Source organism: Halodesulfovibrio aestuarii DSM 17919 = ATCC 29578, assembly GCF_000384815.1.
GTDB lineage: Bacteria > Desulfobacterota > Desulfovibrionia > Desulfovibrionales > Desulfovibrionaceae > Halodesulfovibrio > Halodesulfovibrio aestuarii.
This window is the reverse complement of record NZ_ARQF01000019.1, coordinates 137305-153433: the sequence shown is the minus strand read 5'-3', so window position 1 is coordinate 153433 and position 16129 is coordinate 137305. Positions and strand designations below refer to the sequence as shown.

Annotated in this window: 12 protein-coding genes; 3 read left to right on the top strand and 9 right to left on the bottom strand. The window is 44.6% G+C overall.

The window, feature by feature from the left end:
* Nucleotides 1–244 precede the first annotated feature (244 nt).
* Nucleotides 245–1723 (top strand): sigma-54 interaction domain-containing protein, encoded by a 1479-nt coding sequence (locus tag F461_RS0104725; protein WP_020000007.1) that lies wholly within the window; start codon nucleotides 245–247, stop codon nucleotides 1721–1723.
* Between the two features lie 491 nt (nucleotides 1724–2214).
* Here the strand turns inward: F461_RS0104725 and lipA are convergent, their stop codons facing one another.
* From lipA to F461_RS0104695, 6 genes are all read right to left on the bottom strand, one after another.
* Nucleotides 2215–3111, bottom strand: coding sequence for a lipoyl synthase (gene lipA / locus F461_RS0104720; RefSeq protein ID WP_020000006.1), 897 nt, complete (start codon nucleotides 3109–3111; stop codon nucleotides 2215–2217).
* Nucleotides 3053–3697: a lipoyl(octanoyl) transferase LipB gene (lipB, locus tag F461_RS0104715; RefSeq protein WP_026364620.1), complete on the bottom strand. Its 645-nt coding sequence runs from the start codon at nucleotides 3695–3697 to the stop codon at nucleotides 3053–3055. Before lipB ends, lipA begins: the two co-directional genes overlap by 59 nt.
* A gap of 146 nt (nucleotides 3698–3843) precedes the next feature.
* Nucleotides 3844–4233 carry a glycine cleavage system protein GcvH gene (gcvH, locus tag F461_RS0104710; protein WP_020000004.1) on the bottom strand — a complete coding sequence of 130 codons (390 nt, stop codon included), beginning with the start codon at nucleotides 4231–4233 and terminating at the stop codon, nucleotides 3844–3846.
* 45 nt (nucleotides 4234–4278) lie between these two features.
* Entirely contained in the window at nucleotides 4279–5703 is a 1425-nt protein-coding gene (gene lpdA / locus F461_RS0104705) for a dihydrolipoyl dehydrogenase (RefSeq protein ID WP_020000003.1), read from the bottom strand.
* A gap of 44 nt (nucleotides 5704–5747) precedes the next feature.
* Nucleotides 5748–6173 carry an OsmC family protein gene (locus F461_RS0104700; protein WP_020000002.1) on the bottom strand — a complete coding sequence of 142 codons (426 nt, stop codon included), beginning with the start codon at nucleotides 6171–6173 and terminating at the stop codon, nucleotides 5748–5750.
* Nucleotides 6174–6770: 597 nt separating this feature from the next.
* Nucleotides 6771–8909, bottom strand: coding sequence for a methyl-accepting chemotaxis protein (locus F461_RS0104695; protein ID WP_020000001.1), 2139 nt, complete (start codon nucleotides 8907–8909; stop codon nucleotides 6771–6773).
* A 567-nt stretch (nucleotides 8910–9476) separates the two neighbouring features.
* On the opposite strand from F461_RS0104695, the gene F461_RS17105 reads away from it, so the two are divergent.
* Nucleotides 9477–10469 (top strand): DMT family transporter, encoded by a 993-nt coding sequence (locus F461_RS17105; RefSeq protein ID WP_020000000.1) that lies wholly within the window; start codon nucleotides 9477–9479, stop codon nucleotides 10467–10469.
* Between the two features lie 746 nt (nucleotides 10470–11215).
* On the opposite strand, the gene F461_RS0104685 is transcribed toward F461_RS17105, so the two are convergent.
* From F461_RS0104685 to F461_RS0104675, 3 genes are all read right to left on the bottom strand, one after another.
* Entirely contained in the window at nucleotides 11216–12847 is a 1632-nt protein-coding gene (locus tag F461_RS0104685; RefSeq protein WP_019999999.1) for a BCCT family transporter, read from the bottom strand.
* 319 nt (nucleotides 12848–13166) lie between these two features.
* On the bottom strand, nucleotides 13167–13442 hold the full coding sequence (locus F461_RS17100) for a hypothetical protein (protein WP_019999998.1): 276 nt from the start codon (nucleotides 13440–13442) through the stop codon (nucleotides 13167–13169).
* An 8-nt stretch (nucleotides 13443–13450) separates the two neighbouring features.
* Nucleotides 13451–14455 (bottom strand): DMT family transporter, encoded by a 1005-nt coding sequence (locus F461_RS0104675; RefSeq protein ID WP_019999997.1) that lies wholly within the window; start codon nucleotides 14453–14455, stop codon nucleotides 13451–13453.
* 1373 nt (nucleotides 14456–15828) lie between these two features.
* Here F461_RS0104675 and F461_RS0104665 point away from each other — a divergent pair.
* Entirely contained in the window at nucleotides 15829–16128 is a 300-nt protein-coding gene (locus F461_RS0104665; RefSeq protein ID WP_026364619.1) for a BMC domain-containing protein, read from the top strand.
* The last annotated feature ends 1 nt before the right edge of the window (nucleotide 16129 follow it).

Here is a 16129-nt window from a genome sequence, read left to right as displayed (position 1 = left end):
TGTGTTCCCTTTTTTCCTTTTGCTCCATTAGCCCTGTAAATGTGACTCAATTTCAGTCCTTGCATAAAAAGAAATGACATATTGGAAAGATAGGCAAGAGAACACACCAACAACTGCCCTGAGTATTATTTTAGAGGTGAAGATGGAGGTGAAAAAACACTTGCTCTTTCTTTCGAGAGGACATAGATGCCGCATTTGAGAGGGTGCGACACCTTTGTCGCACATGTTGTTTGGGAGAGACAATATGGAAACTATGAACGACCAGATAAATGTAGAACAGCCTACGGATGGTGCAGGGCTGCATGAGGAGTCGATAATCCTCAGCACGTCCAAGCAGGACCTGCTGGCAAGCCAGCGGCAACTGACTCGTTTGTTCAACAATCTGCCGGGGATGGCCTATCGATGTACCATTGATGAGAATTTTCAATCGATGTTGGAGTTCGTTAGTCGGGGCAGTATTGACCTTTTAGGGGTTACACCGGAAGCTCTTATTGGCAAGCGTACGAATGTGATGGAAATTATGGCACATCCTGACGACCTTGCCTCAATGCGTAAGGAACAGGAAGATGCCATAATCAGCAATCGTCCCTACAAAATGCTCTACCGTGTTCTTCTTGAGGATGAAAGTTGTAAGTGGATTTGGGATCAGGGCGAATGTGTTTACGATAATGATGGAACTCCCGTATATCTTGAAGGCATTATGATCGATATCAGCGCACAAAAGATGCGTGAATTTGAATTGCTGCAGGAGAACCACCGCCTTCAAGGTTCCATGGATGACCGTTTTAGATTTGGTAACATCATCGGCAAAAGCGACGGCATGCGCGATGTTTTCAAACTTATTTTAAAAGCTTCAAAAAGCAACGCTAATGTAATTATACTTGGAGAGACAGGTACAGGCAAAGACCTTGTCGCTCAAACTATTCATGAGCAAAGCGGCGTGAAAGGACCATATGTTCCAGTTAACTGTGGTGCTATTCCTCCTAACTTGATGGAAAGTGAATTTTTCGGGTATAAAAAGGGCGCATTCTCCGGTGCGGTTGCCAACCGCAAGGGGTACCTTGCCGCAGCAGATGGCGGGACACTTTTTCTTGACGAGGTGGGGGAAATTGACCTTGCTTTGCAGGTAAAACTGCTTCGTGCACTGGAAAGTAAATTTTATACACCTGTAGGTGGAAGTGAGTCTCAGCATTCACAGTTTAGACTTGTTGCAGCGACTAACCGAGACCTTTCGCAAATGGTTAAAGATGGAACAATGCGCTCTGACTTCTTTTTCCGTCTGCATGTACTGCCCATCCGTGTTCCTCCGCTCCGTGATCGTCTGGAAGACCTTCCGCTGCTGGTAGCTGAGTTTTTATCACGCTATCTAGGTAAAAATGCAGATGTATCTACGATTCCTGCTAAACTTTATGCAGCGTTTGATGCGCATGACTGGCCGGGGAATGTCCGTGAACTGCAGAACGTTTTGGAGCGTTACCTGACGTTCGGTGAAGTGGTTTTGAGTGACTTTGGTATTCAGGCTCCAAAAGGTTCGATGGATATTGAAGAAGCATTGGAAGCCGCAGAAGACTACTCTACGCTTTCAGAAGTGCTGGAAGCTGTTGAGCGTCACCTTATGCTCAAAGCTCTTGAAAAAAATCACTGGAGAAAAGGGCAAACCGCAAAGTATTTAGGTCTCAATATGCGCACTATGCAGCGAAAGCTGAAAAAGTATTCCATGTAATCAACGCACGTTATCCCAACTCTATTTCCACTCGCAGAATTATTCTTCCGACTCTTCAATTCACGTCGCAACTGTATTTCTTTTTCAAGCTGCCTGTAATAAATGTGTCTTATAACCATTGGTTTGATACGTCACAGTTCTGTTTTTTTTACTGTAAGACGTTGTAAAACAATGCTGTATTGATCAGTGAGCAATTTGAAAAAATGAAACGGCCAGTTTATCCTGATGTTCCTTGTAGGATTCAGGATAAACTGGCCGTTTGCTTTTGAAGGAGCAACCTCCCACTGTCAGAAGGTGGTACGGGGATACCTCCTCACTGATGACGGAAGGGCGTTGGCCTTGGATGGATCAAAGTTACGTTTGTAGAGTTGAAGTGCACTACAGCGGCTTTTCCATCTTCTATCGGCTTACTCTAGCCCACGGTGCATAAAGGTTTCAGCACCGATGTTGTGACGGGTGCTATTAACAAAAAATCAACTTCGGGTTGTATTCTATTTCACGGAAGAGTTATTGCTTTTGCTCGCCCCTGCAAAGAGGGCTGCGTTATATGACGAACGGACAAGCGGAGCACTGTACATGTGTAAGACGCCTTTGTTTTTGCCGTACTGTGCATATTGTTCAAAGTGCTCCGGTGGCACGTAACGATGTACTGCAGGGTGCTTACGTGAAGGACGCATATATTGCCCGATGGTTACAATGTCACAATTAATGGCGGCAAGGTCATCAATTACGCCGCGCACCTCGTCGTCCGTCTCACCCAGACCGACCATGAGGCCAGATTTGGAAATTACTCCGGCCTTTTTCACGCGTGTCAACAGCTCAAGGCTTTGCTGGTAGCTCGCTTGTGGGCGGATGTTGACGTAGTGGACTGGTGGGGTTTCCACGTTGTGGTTGATGATGTCCGGTTTGGCAGCGATGACTTCGTTCAGCGCTTCCTCATTTCCTTGAAAGTCGGGAATCAGTACTTCAATGGTGGAATCCGGAAGCTGTTTACGAATTGCACGTATAGTGGCGGCGAAGTGGGCTGCACCGCCATCATCTAGATCATCGCGGGTAACTGAGGTTATTACAACATGTTTGAGCTGAAGACGCTTGGAGGCCTCCGCCACGCGGTTTGGTTCTGTAGGGTCAAGAGGCGAAAGGGTGCCGCTTTCAATGTTGCAAAAAGCGCAGTTGCGGGTGCAAGTGTCGCCCATGATTAAAAAGGTCGCCGTATGTTCCGAAAAACATTCGAACATATTGGGACACTTTGCGCTTTGGCAGACTGTATGCAGGTTCAGGTCTTTCACCATCTCCTGTGTGGCGCCGTAGGTTTTGTTACAGGGGATTTTAACTCTGAGCCACGGGGGAATGCGTAAATATGTTTTGGAAGTGTCTTGCGAGCACATCTTTGACCTCTTGCATGGGAAGTTTTTCGCGACCAAGTTCTTGGGCAATGGATGAAGGTTCTGCGTCAGTTAATCCACAGAGGGTTATCATGCGGAACAGCTCGACATCGCGCTGCACGTTGAGCGCAAGGCCATGGTAACTTGTCCATTTTTTCATCCCGATACCGATGGAACAGAGTTTTCTGTTTTCCACCCAGACTCCGGGACGGCCTTCCTGTCTTGTCGCAGCGATGCCAAAGTCGCTAATTGTACGGATGACCACTTCTTCAAGATCATAAAAGAGCTGACGCATTCCGCCTGGTCGTTTGGCTACCCTAAAGATTGGATAGGCCACAAGCTGGCCGGGGAAGTGACAGGTAATGTTGCCACCGCGTGTGGAGTGCGCAAGATCAATGCCCTGTAAGGCGAGGAATTCGTCGCTGACATGGAGATTTTCACGGCCGCCGTTTCGTCCGAAAGTAATCACCGGATCGTGTTCCAGCAGGTAGAGCGTTTGCTCTGCCCCGTTTACGACAGCGTCGAGGCGCTCCATCTGAAGATCTTCGGCGTCTTTGTATCGAATTCGTCCAAGGTCGATAATCTGCATTGGTCCCATGAAAATTGGTTAAATGTTGTTGGGAAGTGCGTAACTCTTTAAAATAGCGGCTTCAAATATAAGAAGCCGCTATTCTAAAAGCTTTTCCGTCTGGAGGTGCCGGAAGCTTAGGTATTAAACTATTCGGAGGCTTGCGACTATTTGAGCTGTGCTGCGTAATCCTGATCGTTGAGCAGATGGCTTTTGTCTGCATCAGCGTCAACAGTAATACGGAGCATCCAGCCGTCACCGTAAGGGGATGTGTTAACCTGAGAAGGATCGTCTTCGAGGCCTTCGTTTACTTCAGTAACAGTGCCGGTGATAGGCATGTGGAGGCTGCTTACAGCTTTGATGGATTCTACAGTTCCGAATTCGTCTCCTGCGGAGAAGCTGGAGCCTGCGGATGGAAGATCTACAAAAGCAACTTCGCCAAGCTGTTCCTGTGCAAAGTCGGTAATGCCAACTATTGCAGTGTTGTCATCAGCAATGCGTACCCAAGTATGTTCGGTATGGTAAAGAAGATCATTTGGAAAAGTAAGTTCACTCATTGTGTTATCCTTTAAGTATACTGTTTTGATGGCGCAAAACAGGAGCTAGCAGCCCCGAAGCCAGCCTTCGGCGACCTCGTACAGGCCTTCCGCAAGGGTTGGATGCGCGTGAATTGTGTGAGCCAAATCGGCTGCGGTAAGACCTTTTTCAATAGCCAATGCCGCCTCAGCGATGAGGTCGGTGGCATGGGCGCCAGCGATGTGTACGCCAAGAATCTTGCCGCTTTCTTTTTCACAGATCATTTTAAACATGCCCGGCAATTCGCCCATAGCTTGTGCTTTGCCCAATTCGCGGAATTGGAATACTTGAGAGCGGACTTCAAAGCCCTGTTTGATCGCATCGGCTTCAGAAATGCCTACAGTTCCGATTTCTGGAGAGGTGAAAATACCAGCTGGGATGACACCGTAATTCAGCGTCTTGTCTTCGCCAAAGCAGTTAGCCACAGCGCACAGACCTTCCGCGGAAGCTACGTGGGCCAGCATTACGCGTGCTGGGCCGAGTGCGTCACCGATAGCGTAAATGCCCTTGGCAGAGGTGCGCATTCCGTGATCCGCCTTGATCCATCCGCGGTTGTCCGTTTCCACACCGGCTTCGACCAGATTCAGGCCTTCAGTGTTAGGGGTACGGCCAACGGCAACAAGCACCGCGTCAGCTTCAATGATTGTGTCTGCTCCAGTTGCACCTTTAACAAAAGGTGAAGGACTAAGCACGCAAACGACTTTTTTATCAACAACTGTGGCGCTTTTTACCGTCTTTGCGAGTTCTACTTTAATGCGGTGCTTTTTTGCCTCGCGCTGCAACAAACGGCTCATATCTTCGTCAACAGAAGGAATTGGGAGCAGGCGATCCATACCTTCCACAATAGTTACAGACGTGCCGAAAGCACGGTAGATGAAGGCCAGTTCACATCCGATTACACCGCCGCCGACAATGACCATGTTGGCAGGTACGTGGTCGAGGTTCAGTGCGTCGTCACTGTTGAGGATATATTTATGGTCAACAGGCAATGACGGCAGATCAAGGGTGCTGGAACCGGTAGCGATGATAACGTTATCACTTTTGATTTCTTCTGTGCCCTCTTCGGTGTGCACAAGAACTGTACTGGTGGAAGTCAGCTCAGCCGCACCTCGGATAAGACGGATATTAAGAGACGTGCAGGTCTTCTCAAGCCCGCCGCAAAGCACTTGGCGAACGCGTTCTTTACGGGCAACAATGGCTGGCATATCTGCCTTAAAACTAACAGATTCATCTCCGGCGGAAGCTGTGATGCCGAACTGTGCGAGTTTGCTTGCAGTTTCGAGCGCTTCTGCTGATGACTTGAGAGTTTTGGTAGGAATACAGCCAGTGTTTAAGCAGGTTCCTCCCACATTCGTCTTTTCGACCAGAGTGACGGAGGCACCACGGCGAGCGGCTTCAAATGCAGCAATATAACCGCCAGGACCTGCGCCTATAATCGTGATGGATGGCATTGTTTCTCCTGTTTGCTAGAGCAATTCCTGAAATTTGATGACGATTAGCATTCGTGGTGCAGGTTGTAGGTCATTGGGAATGCCGCGTGCAGGGATGCAGTAACCAGACAGCCTTGTTTCATGATTTTCTCAACACGGTCAAAGATGAAATCATAATCTTCGTCCATGTGTACGGTCACATCAAGAGTAATACCGGTAACGCGTGCACGTTTCTTTTCGTCAACACCGGTCTCGAGTGTTGCTGTGCCGGTAATACGCTCGTAAGTTGCGCCACGGGTTTCCAGTGCTTTTCCAAGTGCGCCGCAGAAGCAGTAGAGGGCAGAAGAAGCCAGTAACTGTTTTGCGGTGCCGCCACGTTGGTCTGCTGGAACACCTTCGTAGTTGATATCGATATCACCAAGGACCTTTGATCCTGTGTGGATAGTTTGTTTTTCACCTTCGCGATCATATGATACTGTGAGTTCAGCCATTTTTTTCTCCCTCGTGATTATTTGGACAAGCTTGTCCTCAACTGGCGGACAGCATTGTTCGTGCCAAAGTGTCTAATCATAGTAAATACAATGTAATATGATAGTAAAAAAGGTTTTTTTGGGAGGGGGGATGTGTTTGGCTAAGTGTTGGGTGCGACATGGGTGTCGTGTTGTTTTTTGTTGATATATACTTTTTCATGATAAACAGCTTGTTAGAGCCTTTGTGACACACTTGTCGCGTTTTGGTCAGAACATCTTGTTTTTCGTATTGTATGCAAAAAATACATGAAAAAGATTAATAATATTGCAATGTTATGGGTTGTGACAGAAGTGTCATCAATGGCGCGCAACCATTGTGTTTTTTTGATGCGATTGAGTTGCGGAAGAGCAATGTACGGGAAATAAGGCACATGAGAGCTGTAACGCAGCTAAAGAAGGTTAAATCGGGCTGTTCCGTTTAAGAAATGGCCTATAAGAGCGCGGTGAACGCAACTGCAATATAGGACAAGAAAATGAGAGATGGGGCAAAGTTTGATAGAGTCTTGTAAAAAAAGGAGCCCCTCAAGAAGGTGCTCCTTTTTTATGGAAGATGTCAGATTAACTATTCTGTAGTGTGGTGATCATCTGATTTAACTGGTTTGTCAGGGTCGTAAGGTTGTTTGTCGCGTTTTGTGCTTCATGCATGTGGATAGACGTGTTTGAAGCAAGTTGGCTAATTTCTCCGACAGCCTGGTTTATTTCTTCACTCGCCGCAGATTGTTGAGTTGTCGCTGTAGCAATTGCCCGAACTTGTTCTGTTACACTGGTGATGTGCTCCATAATCTGGGTAAATGTTTTTCCAGATTCAGTTACGTATTCAGTTGCCTGACCCACTGAATCGAAGGTGGAGTTCATTGCTTCAATGTTTGCGTTGGCACTTGCTTGAATGTTCTCAATCGCTGTGCTGACCTGATTGGTCGCATTCATGGTGTTTTCAGCAAGTTTACGCACTTCGTCTGCAACAACAGCAAACCCGCGTCCTGCATCTCCAGCACGTGCTGCTTCAATCGCTGCGTTTAAGGCGAGAAGGTTTGTTTGATCTGCTATGTCGCTGATAACATTGATAATGTCGCTTATGGAGGTGGCTTGCTCTCCCAATGCGTTCATTTCACATTTAAGCTTTTCCGTGTGTGAAGAAACATTCTGTATAGTCTCAACAGACTGCGTAATCCCCCGAATACCTTTTTCAGCTTTAGTGCAGACTTCGTCTGTACTTGTTGCTGCATGATTAGCATTTTGTGCTACTTCGAGAATTGTGCAGTTCATTTCTTCCATTGCTGTGGCAGTTTCACTGTTTCGTGCTTCCTGTAGTGTAATGTCATTAACTGTAGAGGTGATCTGCTCATTCAGTTCCGTTGACAAACCGGCCAGTGTGCTGACGACAGTTTCTAGTTGTTTGGCTGCAGCCAGCATACCTTTGCTGTGGGCCTGTTCGGCTTCTTCCTGAGCAAGACGTGCTGCTTCCATAGCTTTAGTTGCCTCTGTGGAATGAGCTTCGATTTCCTCCATGCTTTCTTTGCTGCGTTGTTCGTTTTGCTCAAGTGTTTCGCCAAGGTTGTTCACAGCATTTTGCATGGTAGCGATTTCGTCATGTGATCGAATGACGCATCTTTTATTCAGTTTACCGGACGCTAATTCTTCAACAATATTAGAAGTGTGAATTATTGGCTTCGTAATGAAGCCTGCTAAGTAGTAAATAAACAGCAGGGCTAGAATAAGTGTAGCTATTGAGGCTCCTGCAAGCAGTTTGGTCATAGAGTTTGCTTCTGCAAGTACGACTGCTTTCGGCACAGAAAGGGCAATTGCCCAGTTTTTTTCTGCTTTGCCCAGAGAAATCGGAACAATTACACGCAAGTAGTCATCCTTGATGGATGTTACTGTTTTGCCTGAAGCAGCTTGGGTAAGAAGCGCCGCAGCATTCGGTACATATTTTTCGTACTGAGTGTTCAGTGCTTTTGTATCATGAGTTAGAGCCTGCACGCTTCCGTCGTGTGCAATAATCGCCAGAGTTGCCTGACCATCAAACGCTTTAATTGAATTTGCAATATTGTTCAGGAAGTCGGCAGAAAGGTCTGCTCCGATTACTCCGACTGCTTTTCCATCCACAATTACTGGAACAGTAAGCGAAGTAACTTTGATTGATTTTCCATTTGGTTTAAATTCTGTAATTACAGTTGCAAACTCTTGCTTGCTATCGCGTGAGAATGTGTACCAACCTGATGGTTCATCATCGCGATAGGATTTGCAGGGGTACAGGGATAGATAGCCTTTTGTTTTGTTCCAGTATGGAACAAACCTGCCATCAGGGCCTGAATGTTCGGCGTTTGACGTGTACTGGTGGTCATCATCGCCAAAACCTTGAGGTTCCCAGACCGTCCATATTCCGAAGAATTTAGGGTTTTTTACAGCAGATGCGTGGAGCATTTCAGTTGCTTGCTCTCTTGAGGGCATCATGTTTTGTGCACGCAACCCTTCAAGCGTAGTAGCTAGAGTTCTAGCTACAGAAAAGCCGGCTTCAAATTCGCGTTGAATACGGAGTGAAATTTCTTTGGTAGTTTTTTCCGTATAAGAAACAGCGTCGTTGATAGCTGTTGTCCGCAAGTAGTAGGCTGTTCCAATGATGAGTACGCAAAAGAACAAAATGAAGATGCTCGAGATAAAAACAACAAGTTTTGATTTAAGTGAGGTGAAGTGCATTATTGTCCCTTCGTTAAAAAAGAATAATTTAAAGACGGATAAATGCAAAAACTACGCCATGTTATAGTAAAGGAAAGGGGTAGGGCAGTCTTACGAAAAATATATGGGAGTTCAGTGTAGTAATAAAAAGGTACGTAAATCTCTCAGTAATAGCTTTGGGATAGGGTAGGTGACATTTAAGGTAATAAATACGACAAAAAAGACGTAATGGCGTAATTGCCTATTAATACATAGTAAAATTTTATTTTAAGTGAAAAATGCGACAAGTGTGTCGCATTTTTTTTTGCCCAAGAAATGTTTTTGCAAAAAAAATAATAAAAACGAACTGTTATGCATAGCGTCACGAGTGGCATGGTCTGTGCTTTTAGAGCAAACGGAGAGAATTGGAAAAGTGAGCTGTCTGGTTAGCACTCCACTACGGAATGTGGAGAAGATACTTACTTGTTCTGACAAGCCCCCGGGGGGCCGGGGGCTAAAAAATTTTACGGAATGAATGGTGAGGCGTGCAATTAAGACATGTTCAACCATTCAGTTTCTTAGATTTCAACAAGTGAAATGGTGTGAATAATGCCTCTCCGTTTTCAAAATATATTGTTCAGCAAAACAGCTGGTTACTGCTATATATTGCTGGCTATAATTAATTTTTCAGGAAATATAGTTGCAGCTAGAGCAATGGGTGATGTTATGCCCCCTGCGATGCTTAATATGTACCGCTGGGCGTTAGCCACATTGTTCATTTTACCGTTTTCTCTAGGCCCGATGTGGAGAGAACGTAGGGTGTTAAAAAAGTATTTTGTAACAGTCTGTTTCTTGGCTTTATTAGGTATTTCTTTATTTGATTTGTTTTTATTCATTGCCGGACAGACAACCCCTGCACTAAACATTGCACTTATTTCAACGCTGTCACCTTTAATGACTGCTGTGGTGGCTCGGATTTTTATTGGCGAAAAAAGCTCTCCTGCTATGTATCTGGGGTGTATCGTCAGTATTTGTGGTGTTGCTTATCTGGTAACAGACGGCAATTGGTCACAGTTGGCCAGTATTCAGTTCGGACAAGGAGACCTGTTTGTTATAGGCACCTGTCTGATGTCAGCTGCATACAATACTACAATAAAAGCTGTGAGCGGAAAAATAAGTCAACGTGCCTTGCTTGGCGTAACTTTTGTACTTGGCTTTGTGTTCCTGATTCCAATATTCATCTGGGATGTTCATTCTGGAGTTGAGGTTGTAGAAGTAACGAATGATATGTGGTTGACGCTGACATACTTAGCTATCGGTGCATCTATTTTGTGTTACTTCTTTTGGAACTTGGCTGTAGGAATTATTGGGGCGACTCGCACTACCCAGTTTTACTATATAATACCCTTGATAAGCGGTTTGCTCGCTTGGGCCTTTCTAGGTGAGCCTGTTTCAGCAACACAGCTTCAAGGTGGGGTAATTATTTTTGGGGGAATCCTTTTATCGATGATATCCGGAAACTCACGGAAAAGGCTACCTCAAGGAACACACAACGCTACATCGGCAGGGGCACAACCTTCTTCTAATCCAGTTTCTCCATAGTGGTGGAATAAAAAGCCAGTGTACAAGAAAAAAAACATATGTACTGCCAAAACCTAAATCTATAGCTTCATATCCTCCTTATATTGGTTCATTGTTACTGCAATTGCGCTTAATGCAGATTGATCCATGTAAGTTGCTCCCTGCCCCTCTTCAATCTTGCCTAAGAAGAGGGGCATATTTTTTTGGTAGTTGAATTATAGTAAGATGCCGTCGAACTAAATGCTTTGTTGTTGAATAGCTCTACTCATGTTTTGAATGAAATTTTATTGAGTTTTAGATAGTTGCAGTTTTATTGTCGAAAGATTTGAACTGTATGTTTTCATTCTGAATTCTTAAAAGTATAAAAGGACATAGCGTAACTGATATCTTACATTGAAGAGATTGCATCAATACAAGTATTGGTTGATGTGCGTAGAATTGCTCGAGTATGGTGAGAATCTGTTAAGAATGGCATTGAGGCTCTTCGTAAGGATAGGAACGAGGTAGGTTGTCGTAATACGCTGGAAATGTTTACAGTAACAGATAATTAAGAATTTGATGTGATGGTGATAAATGTATTGAAATAATTACCCCGTACAAGATCCGGCAAAGGATCTTGTACGGGGTTTTGTAATGCTATTTTGATCTTGATTCAAAATTTCTAACCTTGTGCTTTGTTGTGCGTAATCAGTTCAACGTACTGCCTATAGAAAAAGCCCGCAGAATCTCTGCGGGCTTTTTAATAATCTAGCAATACAGTTGAGTAATTAGCTTGCTTGTTTGTAGTCCTGTTTAGGGGATTCAAGATCAGCAAGAGCTTCAAGTTTGTCTAAGCGCTCAAGTTTGTCTGCGATTTCAGGATACTTAAGACGAACAGGGTCTTCGTCTTTGAGCATTTTGAAGAGAGAGATGACCATCGGGATAATAACAAGGATCATCAGAGCGCCCGCAACGTTTGCAAAAGTCTTCATTGGGGCTATGCCGCCAATGAAAAGCATGGAAGCAGGAAGGATGGCTTGCAGGAAGGCCCAGAAGAAACGGTGGCCAACAGTTGGATGATCACCGATACCAAGTTTGCGGGTGCAAGCTGTGGAGAGCGCATATGCAGCAGAGTCAACAGAGGTTGCAAGGAAAATGGTTGAAAATACGCAGTATGCGAGCAGAATAGCTATGCCGCCAGGGAGGCTGCTTAATACTTTTACAACAGCCATTGCAGGACCGAACTCTTTGAGAATTCCCGCAGCGTCAAGAGCGCCGGTGAGCTGGAGATGGAGAGTGTATCCACCAAAGACGCCATGGATGAGCCAACCACCAAGAATACCGAAAATCAGACCCATAGATACGATCTGACGTACGGTTCTGCCTTTTGAGATACGAGCAATAAAGAGACCCATAAATGGACCATAACTCGCCATCCAAAGAGCGTAAAACACTGTCCAGTCCTGAGGGAATGTTCCGCTGGTATGCGGATCAGTCCAAAGGGACATGTGGAAGAAGTTGCTAAGCATCATACCGAATGCGTTTGTAAAGTTATCTACAATGTATGTTGTAGGACCAACAATAAATGCAAAGGTGATGAGTGCAATCGCAATAATAAGGTTTACGTAGCTAAGGTTCGCAATACCTTTTTCCAGCCCTGCTGCAACACTGGCGCTAAAGATAACAGTACTTGTGGCGAGTACGATGAGCTGGAGGCCGAGAGACGGCTCGATGCCAAAAGTTTCGGATAGAGAGAATGCAATGATTGGAACAGAAATCGCCATTACTGCTGCGTTTGATGCTACCAGTCCGATGCAGAAAAAAGAGTCAATAGCAGAGCCGAGCGGGCCGTTTACACGCTTGCCAAGTGCTTCTTCGCACGCTGTACTGATGCGAAGGACTGGCTTTTTGCGTTTGTAGTACATGTAGCAGATAGGAATTGCACAGATTACATACCATGACCATGTGAGTGGACCCCAATGGAAAAGTACATATGTAGTCGCCCATTCATACGCTTCCTTGGAGAAAGGCGCAGCGTGCATTGGCGGGAAAGCAAGGTCAAAAAGTGGTTCTGCTACAGACCAGTACATTACGGCACCAGCAACACCGGTGCAGAACATCATGGCAATCCATGAGATATCTGAGAACGCCGGCTTCTCATCAGGCTCACCAAATTTGATGTTACCGTATTTCGAAAAGATGAAGTAGAGCGAAAGAGCAACGAATGAGAGACTGATCCACAAGAAAGCGGAGCCCGCGTAAGTTGAAAGCATGTTGAAGATAGTTTTCAAGATGCTTTGGCTTGCGTCTGGATATAAAACAAAAGGTATACAAACACTTAAAATAACAAGTGATGTCGGTATAAGAATTTTATAATCAGGTCTTAAATCACTATTAGGTGTGTTCCCTGTTTCTTCCATGTTTTCTCCTTGGTTGAAAGTGCCAGGAGCGCCTTATATGAAATGTTAGCTGTGTTCGGCGCAGCTTAAAGTTTTGGGAGTTGGGTTCTGACTCTGTGCATAAAGCATTATTTGTGCCATTTTTCACATTGGCATTTTTTAGTGTAAAACTGTTGATTGTAGCTGTATCGGTTAGTGGAAACGAATTCAAGAATGCGTAATTTGGATGCAGAGTGACATTGGTGTCGCTATATATTTTTTAAGTTTATAAATACAGATGGTTAAAGAGAGGACATTAGTGTCGTTAATTAGACAGTAATGTCCTCTTTTTTTGTAAAATTTAGTTAAGCTTACTGGCCAGTTTGGAAAGCCCGAAAGAGGTGATGACGTATGCTTGTACTAGTTCGTTACGAGCAGTGAGACGTGCTTCTTCAGCTTTAAGAATGCCGACAGCTTTTAAGGACATGAGATGATTTTCGATGGTATCTCGCGTGAATTGTTTTTCAGTGCCATAGCTGGATTTTAGTTCAACAAAAACATGGTGTTTAGTGCGGGGAGCCTGATCTGTGAAAATCTGAGCGATACTCATTTTGAGCGGTAATTTGTGTGTTGTCATGGTGACCTCTAGTTCACATTGCGAAGGGTTGTCATATTTTTAGGATTGCCTACAACCATGATCATGCCCGCAGTAATAATGATGGCTCCGATGACGAGGGTTGCGGTAATTTCTGTGTCCATAAAGACGGAACTAAAAATAATTCCCCAGAGCGCATAGGTGACGTTAATCCCCATTGCCCGGCTTACTCCAGTCATGTTCATTGCCCGGTACCATGTCAGGTACGAAGCAGCGCCCAGAACGCCTGCAAAAAGAATCAGGTCACCAGAAATATTCCATGCTGCTTCAGTAAGAATCATGTAGCCGCCTGCAATGGGAAGAATAACGAGCAGGTAGGTGGTGGCAGAAACGAGTTGGCGTATGTTTAGTACAACAGAGGGGTCAAGCAAATCCATGCCATATGTAGAACACACTCCTTCTGAGCCCCATCCAATTGTTGCAAGAAATGCAAAGGCGATTCCGTAATAAAATTGGCTGGTTGTTTCGCCACTTGGCGGTGTGTAACCAATAACTATTGCGCCTAAAATACACATGCCTAAACCCGCCCAAGCTAGTTTAGAAATATTTTCTTTAAGCACCACAACAGCAAGTAATGAGGCTATTGCTGGATAAAGAGTCGTGATTGGCAGCACAAATGCCGGGCCTGCAAATTTGAGCGCAAGCAAGTATCCTCCCATCCCAATTGGGCCTCCCATCAACGCTCCAAGGCATATAAATTTGCCAGGCTTGCTGAGCAGGCTGCGGAAAATTTCTTTGCTCTTTCCTGAGTAAATATTGATAGCAGTGATTACAAATGCAGATGTTGCATCATGCATTGCAGCGGCAGTTAATGGGGCGAGCAGCCACAGCTCTGGATCAATAAATGGAGCCATGGTGAGAGCGCTGCCAAGGACAACGCCATCAAGTCCCCAAGTCATTCCAGAAAATAAGGCGATAAGGATGCCTGTTCTTGCAAAATGCATGTTTCGCTGGGCTACAAGCGACTCAATGTTGACACTTGATTGTAGTTTCATGTGTTAATTCTCCTTTAGTCTGAAGCCCGGAGGTTGCATGTAGCATGCCACGTAACGTTGCTATTGTGAAAAATCTCTCATGGTGCATTTTTAGATGAGGCATGGTTTGTCAGAAAAAAAAAGCGAATATGGCACTGGCACCATGGTGCAGGTAGTGAAAGTTCAGATGGTTAGACAAAGGAATTGTCTGGGACTGCGATAGAAGGTTTTAGTGAATATCGAGTGCGACATGTCTGTGGTTATTGAAGGCGACAATTGGCATGAGTGATTAGAAAAGTCTTTTGTTGTACCCTGTAGTAAAGTGTTTTTTAGCGGATTTCGCTAAGAGAGGTGAGTGTGGCACAGGTTCATAACATTATAATTACTTCGATACGTGTAATAACGACATGAGCGCCCCAAAATGTGTGTGAGACTGGGCACAGTAATTGCCTGTTAGTGCAGTTCTTTTTGTAATTTCTTTCAGAACATACTAATAATATTATAAAAAAGAATTTAGGTGAGTGTGTGAGGATGGATTTGAGCGGGGTGGTGACAGAAATGTCTTATTTTAGTTTTTTTAAAATGTAACAACTTAAAATATAACGATAAAAAGAAACGAGACAGAAGTGGTGCATTAAACGACATGCATGTCGTGTTCGTAAGCTTTTATGTGTTCAGGTGAATTCTTTTTCTGACTGTGTGGCATTTTTTCACAAATTAAAAACTACTATTGCAGTAAGTAAGAACTTGAGTGTTTAGTTATAATATTCTTTGTTGTTATGGTGTGTTGCGCGAGTGGATAGCTGCTTTTTAGGATTTTATATGCTGGGACATGTGGAGTAGGGCTAAAATTGTTTACCTGAAGTTTTTAGGACTCATATAACTGGGTTCTAGAGGTGATGAACGTCTTATTGCTGGGCTAAGCCTATTGCAAAATAAAAATATTTTCTTGAGACCGTCTTACGTGTGGTCTTGCTGTCTATGAGGAGAGTGAAAATAAAAAAGAGAAATATATATTATCACAGCATGTTAGTTAGGTGATGTGTTGGTGTTCAGTAACATGAGATTGTATGCAAAAGTATGGCTGCGGATAAAAAAAAGAACCGCAATCATGCTTTTTTTTTTTGAAAAGAGTTGTGAGAGCAAGATTGGAAAAGAATTTGCACTGCAGGTGGAACTGGTTGTTCATCTGCAGTTTGTTGTTGAGGGGGTTAAAAATGTATTGGCTGCCACCACAAGGGCCTCAGCTAGGTTCCTGAAGCATAAAACCTCATATTTTCACAGGCTGCTCTGACAGCTTTTGTAACGAGAAGAATCATTGATGCAGCCCCGAATGCATTACCGTTTTAGGCGGGAAATGGAGAGGGCGTATTAGTTTTAAGGAGAATATCCCCATGCGTTATTACGGCGAGAATGCTCTTGGTCTCATTGAAACAGTCGGGATGGTTCCCGCTTTGTATGCGTGTGACATGATGCTTAAAGCAGCTGATGTAGAGCTTGTTTCTTATGAAAACATCGGTTCCACCCTCGTAACTGTGATGGTGAAAGGGGATGTAGCCGCAGTAAAATCCGCAGTTGAAGCTGGAGTTAAGGCTGCTTCTTCTATTGGGAAGCTTACTGCCCATAATGTAATGGCGCGTCCAGTTAGCGGTGTGGGTGACATTGTTTCAGTTCATGACATTGATGTGGAGTAGA

What these genes read in the sequence shown, in the direction of transcription:
- F461_RS0104725 (WP_020000007.1), top strand. Translation starts at nt 245, where the DNA reads ATGGAAACTATGAACGACCAGATAAATGTAGAACAGCCTACGGATGGT.
- lipA (WP_020000006.1), bottom strand. Translation starts at nt 3,111, where the DNA reads ATGTGCTCGCAAGACACTTCCAAAACATATTTACGCATTCCCCCGTGG.
- lipB (WP_026364620.1), bottom strand. Translation starts at nt 3,697, where the DNA reads ATGCAGATTATCGACCTTGGACGAATTCGATACAAAGACGCCGAAGAT.
- gcvH (WP_020000004.1), bottom strand. Translation starts at nt 4,233, where the DNA reads ATGAGTGAACTTACTTTTCCAAATGATCTTCTTTACCATACCGAACAT.
- lpdA (WP_020000003.1), bottom strand. Translation starts at nt 5,703, where the DNA reads ATGCCATCCATCACGATTATAGGCGCAGGTCCTGGCGGTTATATTGCT.
- F461_RS0104700 (WP_020000002.1), bottom strand. Translation starts at nt 6,173, where the DNA reads ATGGCTGAACTCACAGTATCATATGATCGCGAAGGTGAAAAACAAACT.
- F461_RS0104695 (WP_020000001.1), bottom strand. Translation starts at nt 8,909, where the DNA reads ATGCACTTCACCTCACTTAAATCAAAACTTGTTGTTTTTATCTCGAGC.
- F461_RS17105 (WP_020000000.1), top strand. Translation starts at nt 9,477, where the DNA reads ATGCCTCTCCGTTTTCAAAATATATTGTTCAGCAAAACAGCTGGTTAC.
- F461_RS0104685 (WP_019999999.1), bottom strand. Translation starts at nt 12,847, where the DNA reads ATGGAAGAAACAGGGAACACACCTAATAGTGATTTAAGACCTGATTAT.
- F461_RS17100 (WP_019999998.1), bottom strand. Translation starts at nt 13,442, where the DNA reads ATGACAACACACAAATTACCGCTCAAAATGAGTATCGCTCAGATTTTC.
- F461_RS0104675 (WP_019999997.1), bottom strand. Translation starts at nt 14,455, where the DNA reads ATGAAACTACAATCAAGTGTCAACATTGAGTCGCTTGTAGCCCAGCGA.
- F461_RS0104665 (WP_026364619.1), top strand. Translation starts at nt 15,829, where the DNA reads ATGCGTTATTACGGCGAGAATGCTCTTGGTCTCATTGAAACAGTCGGG.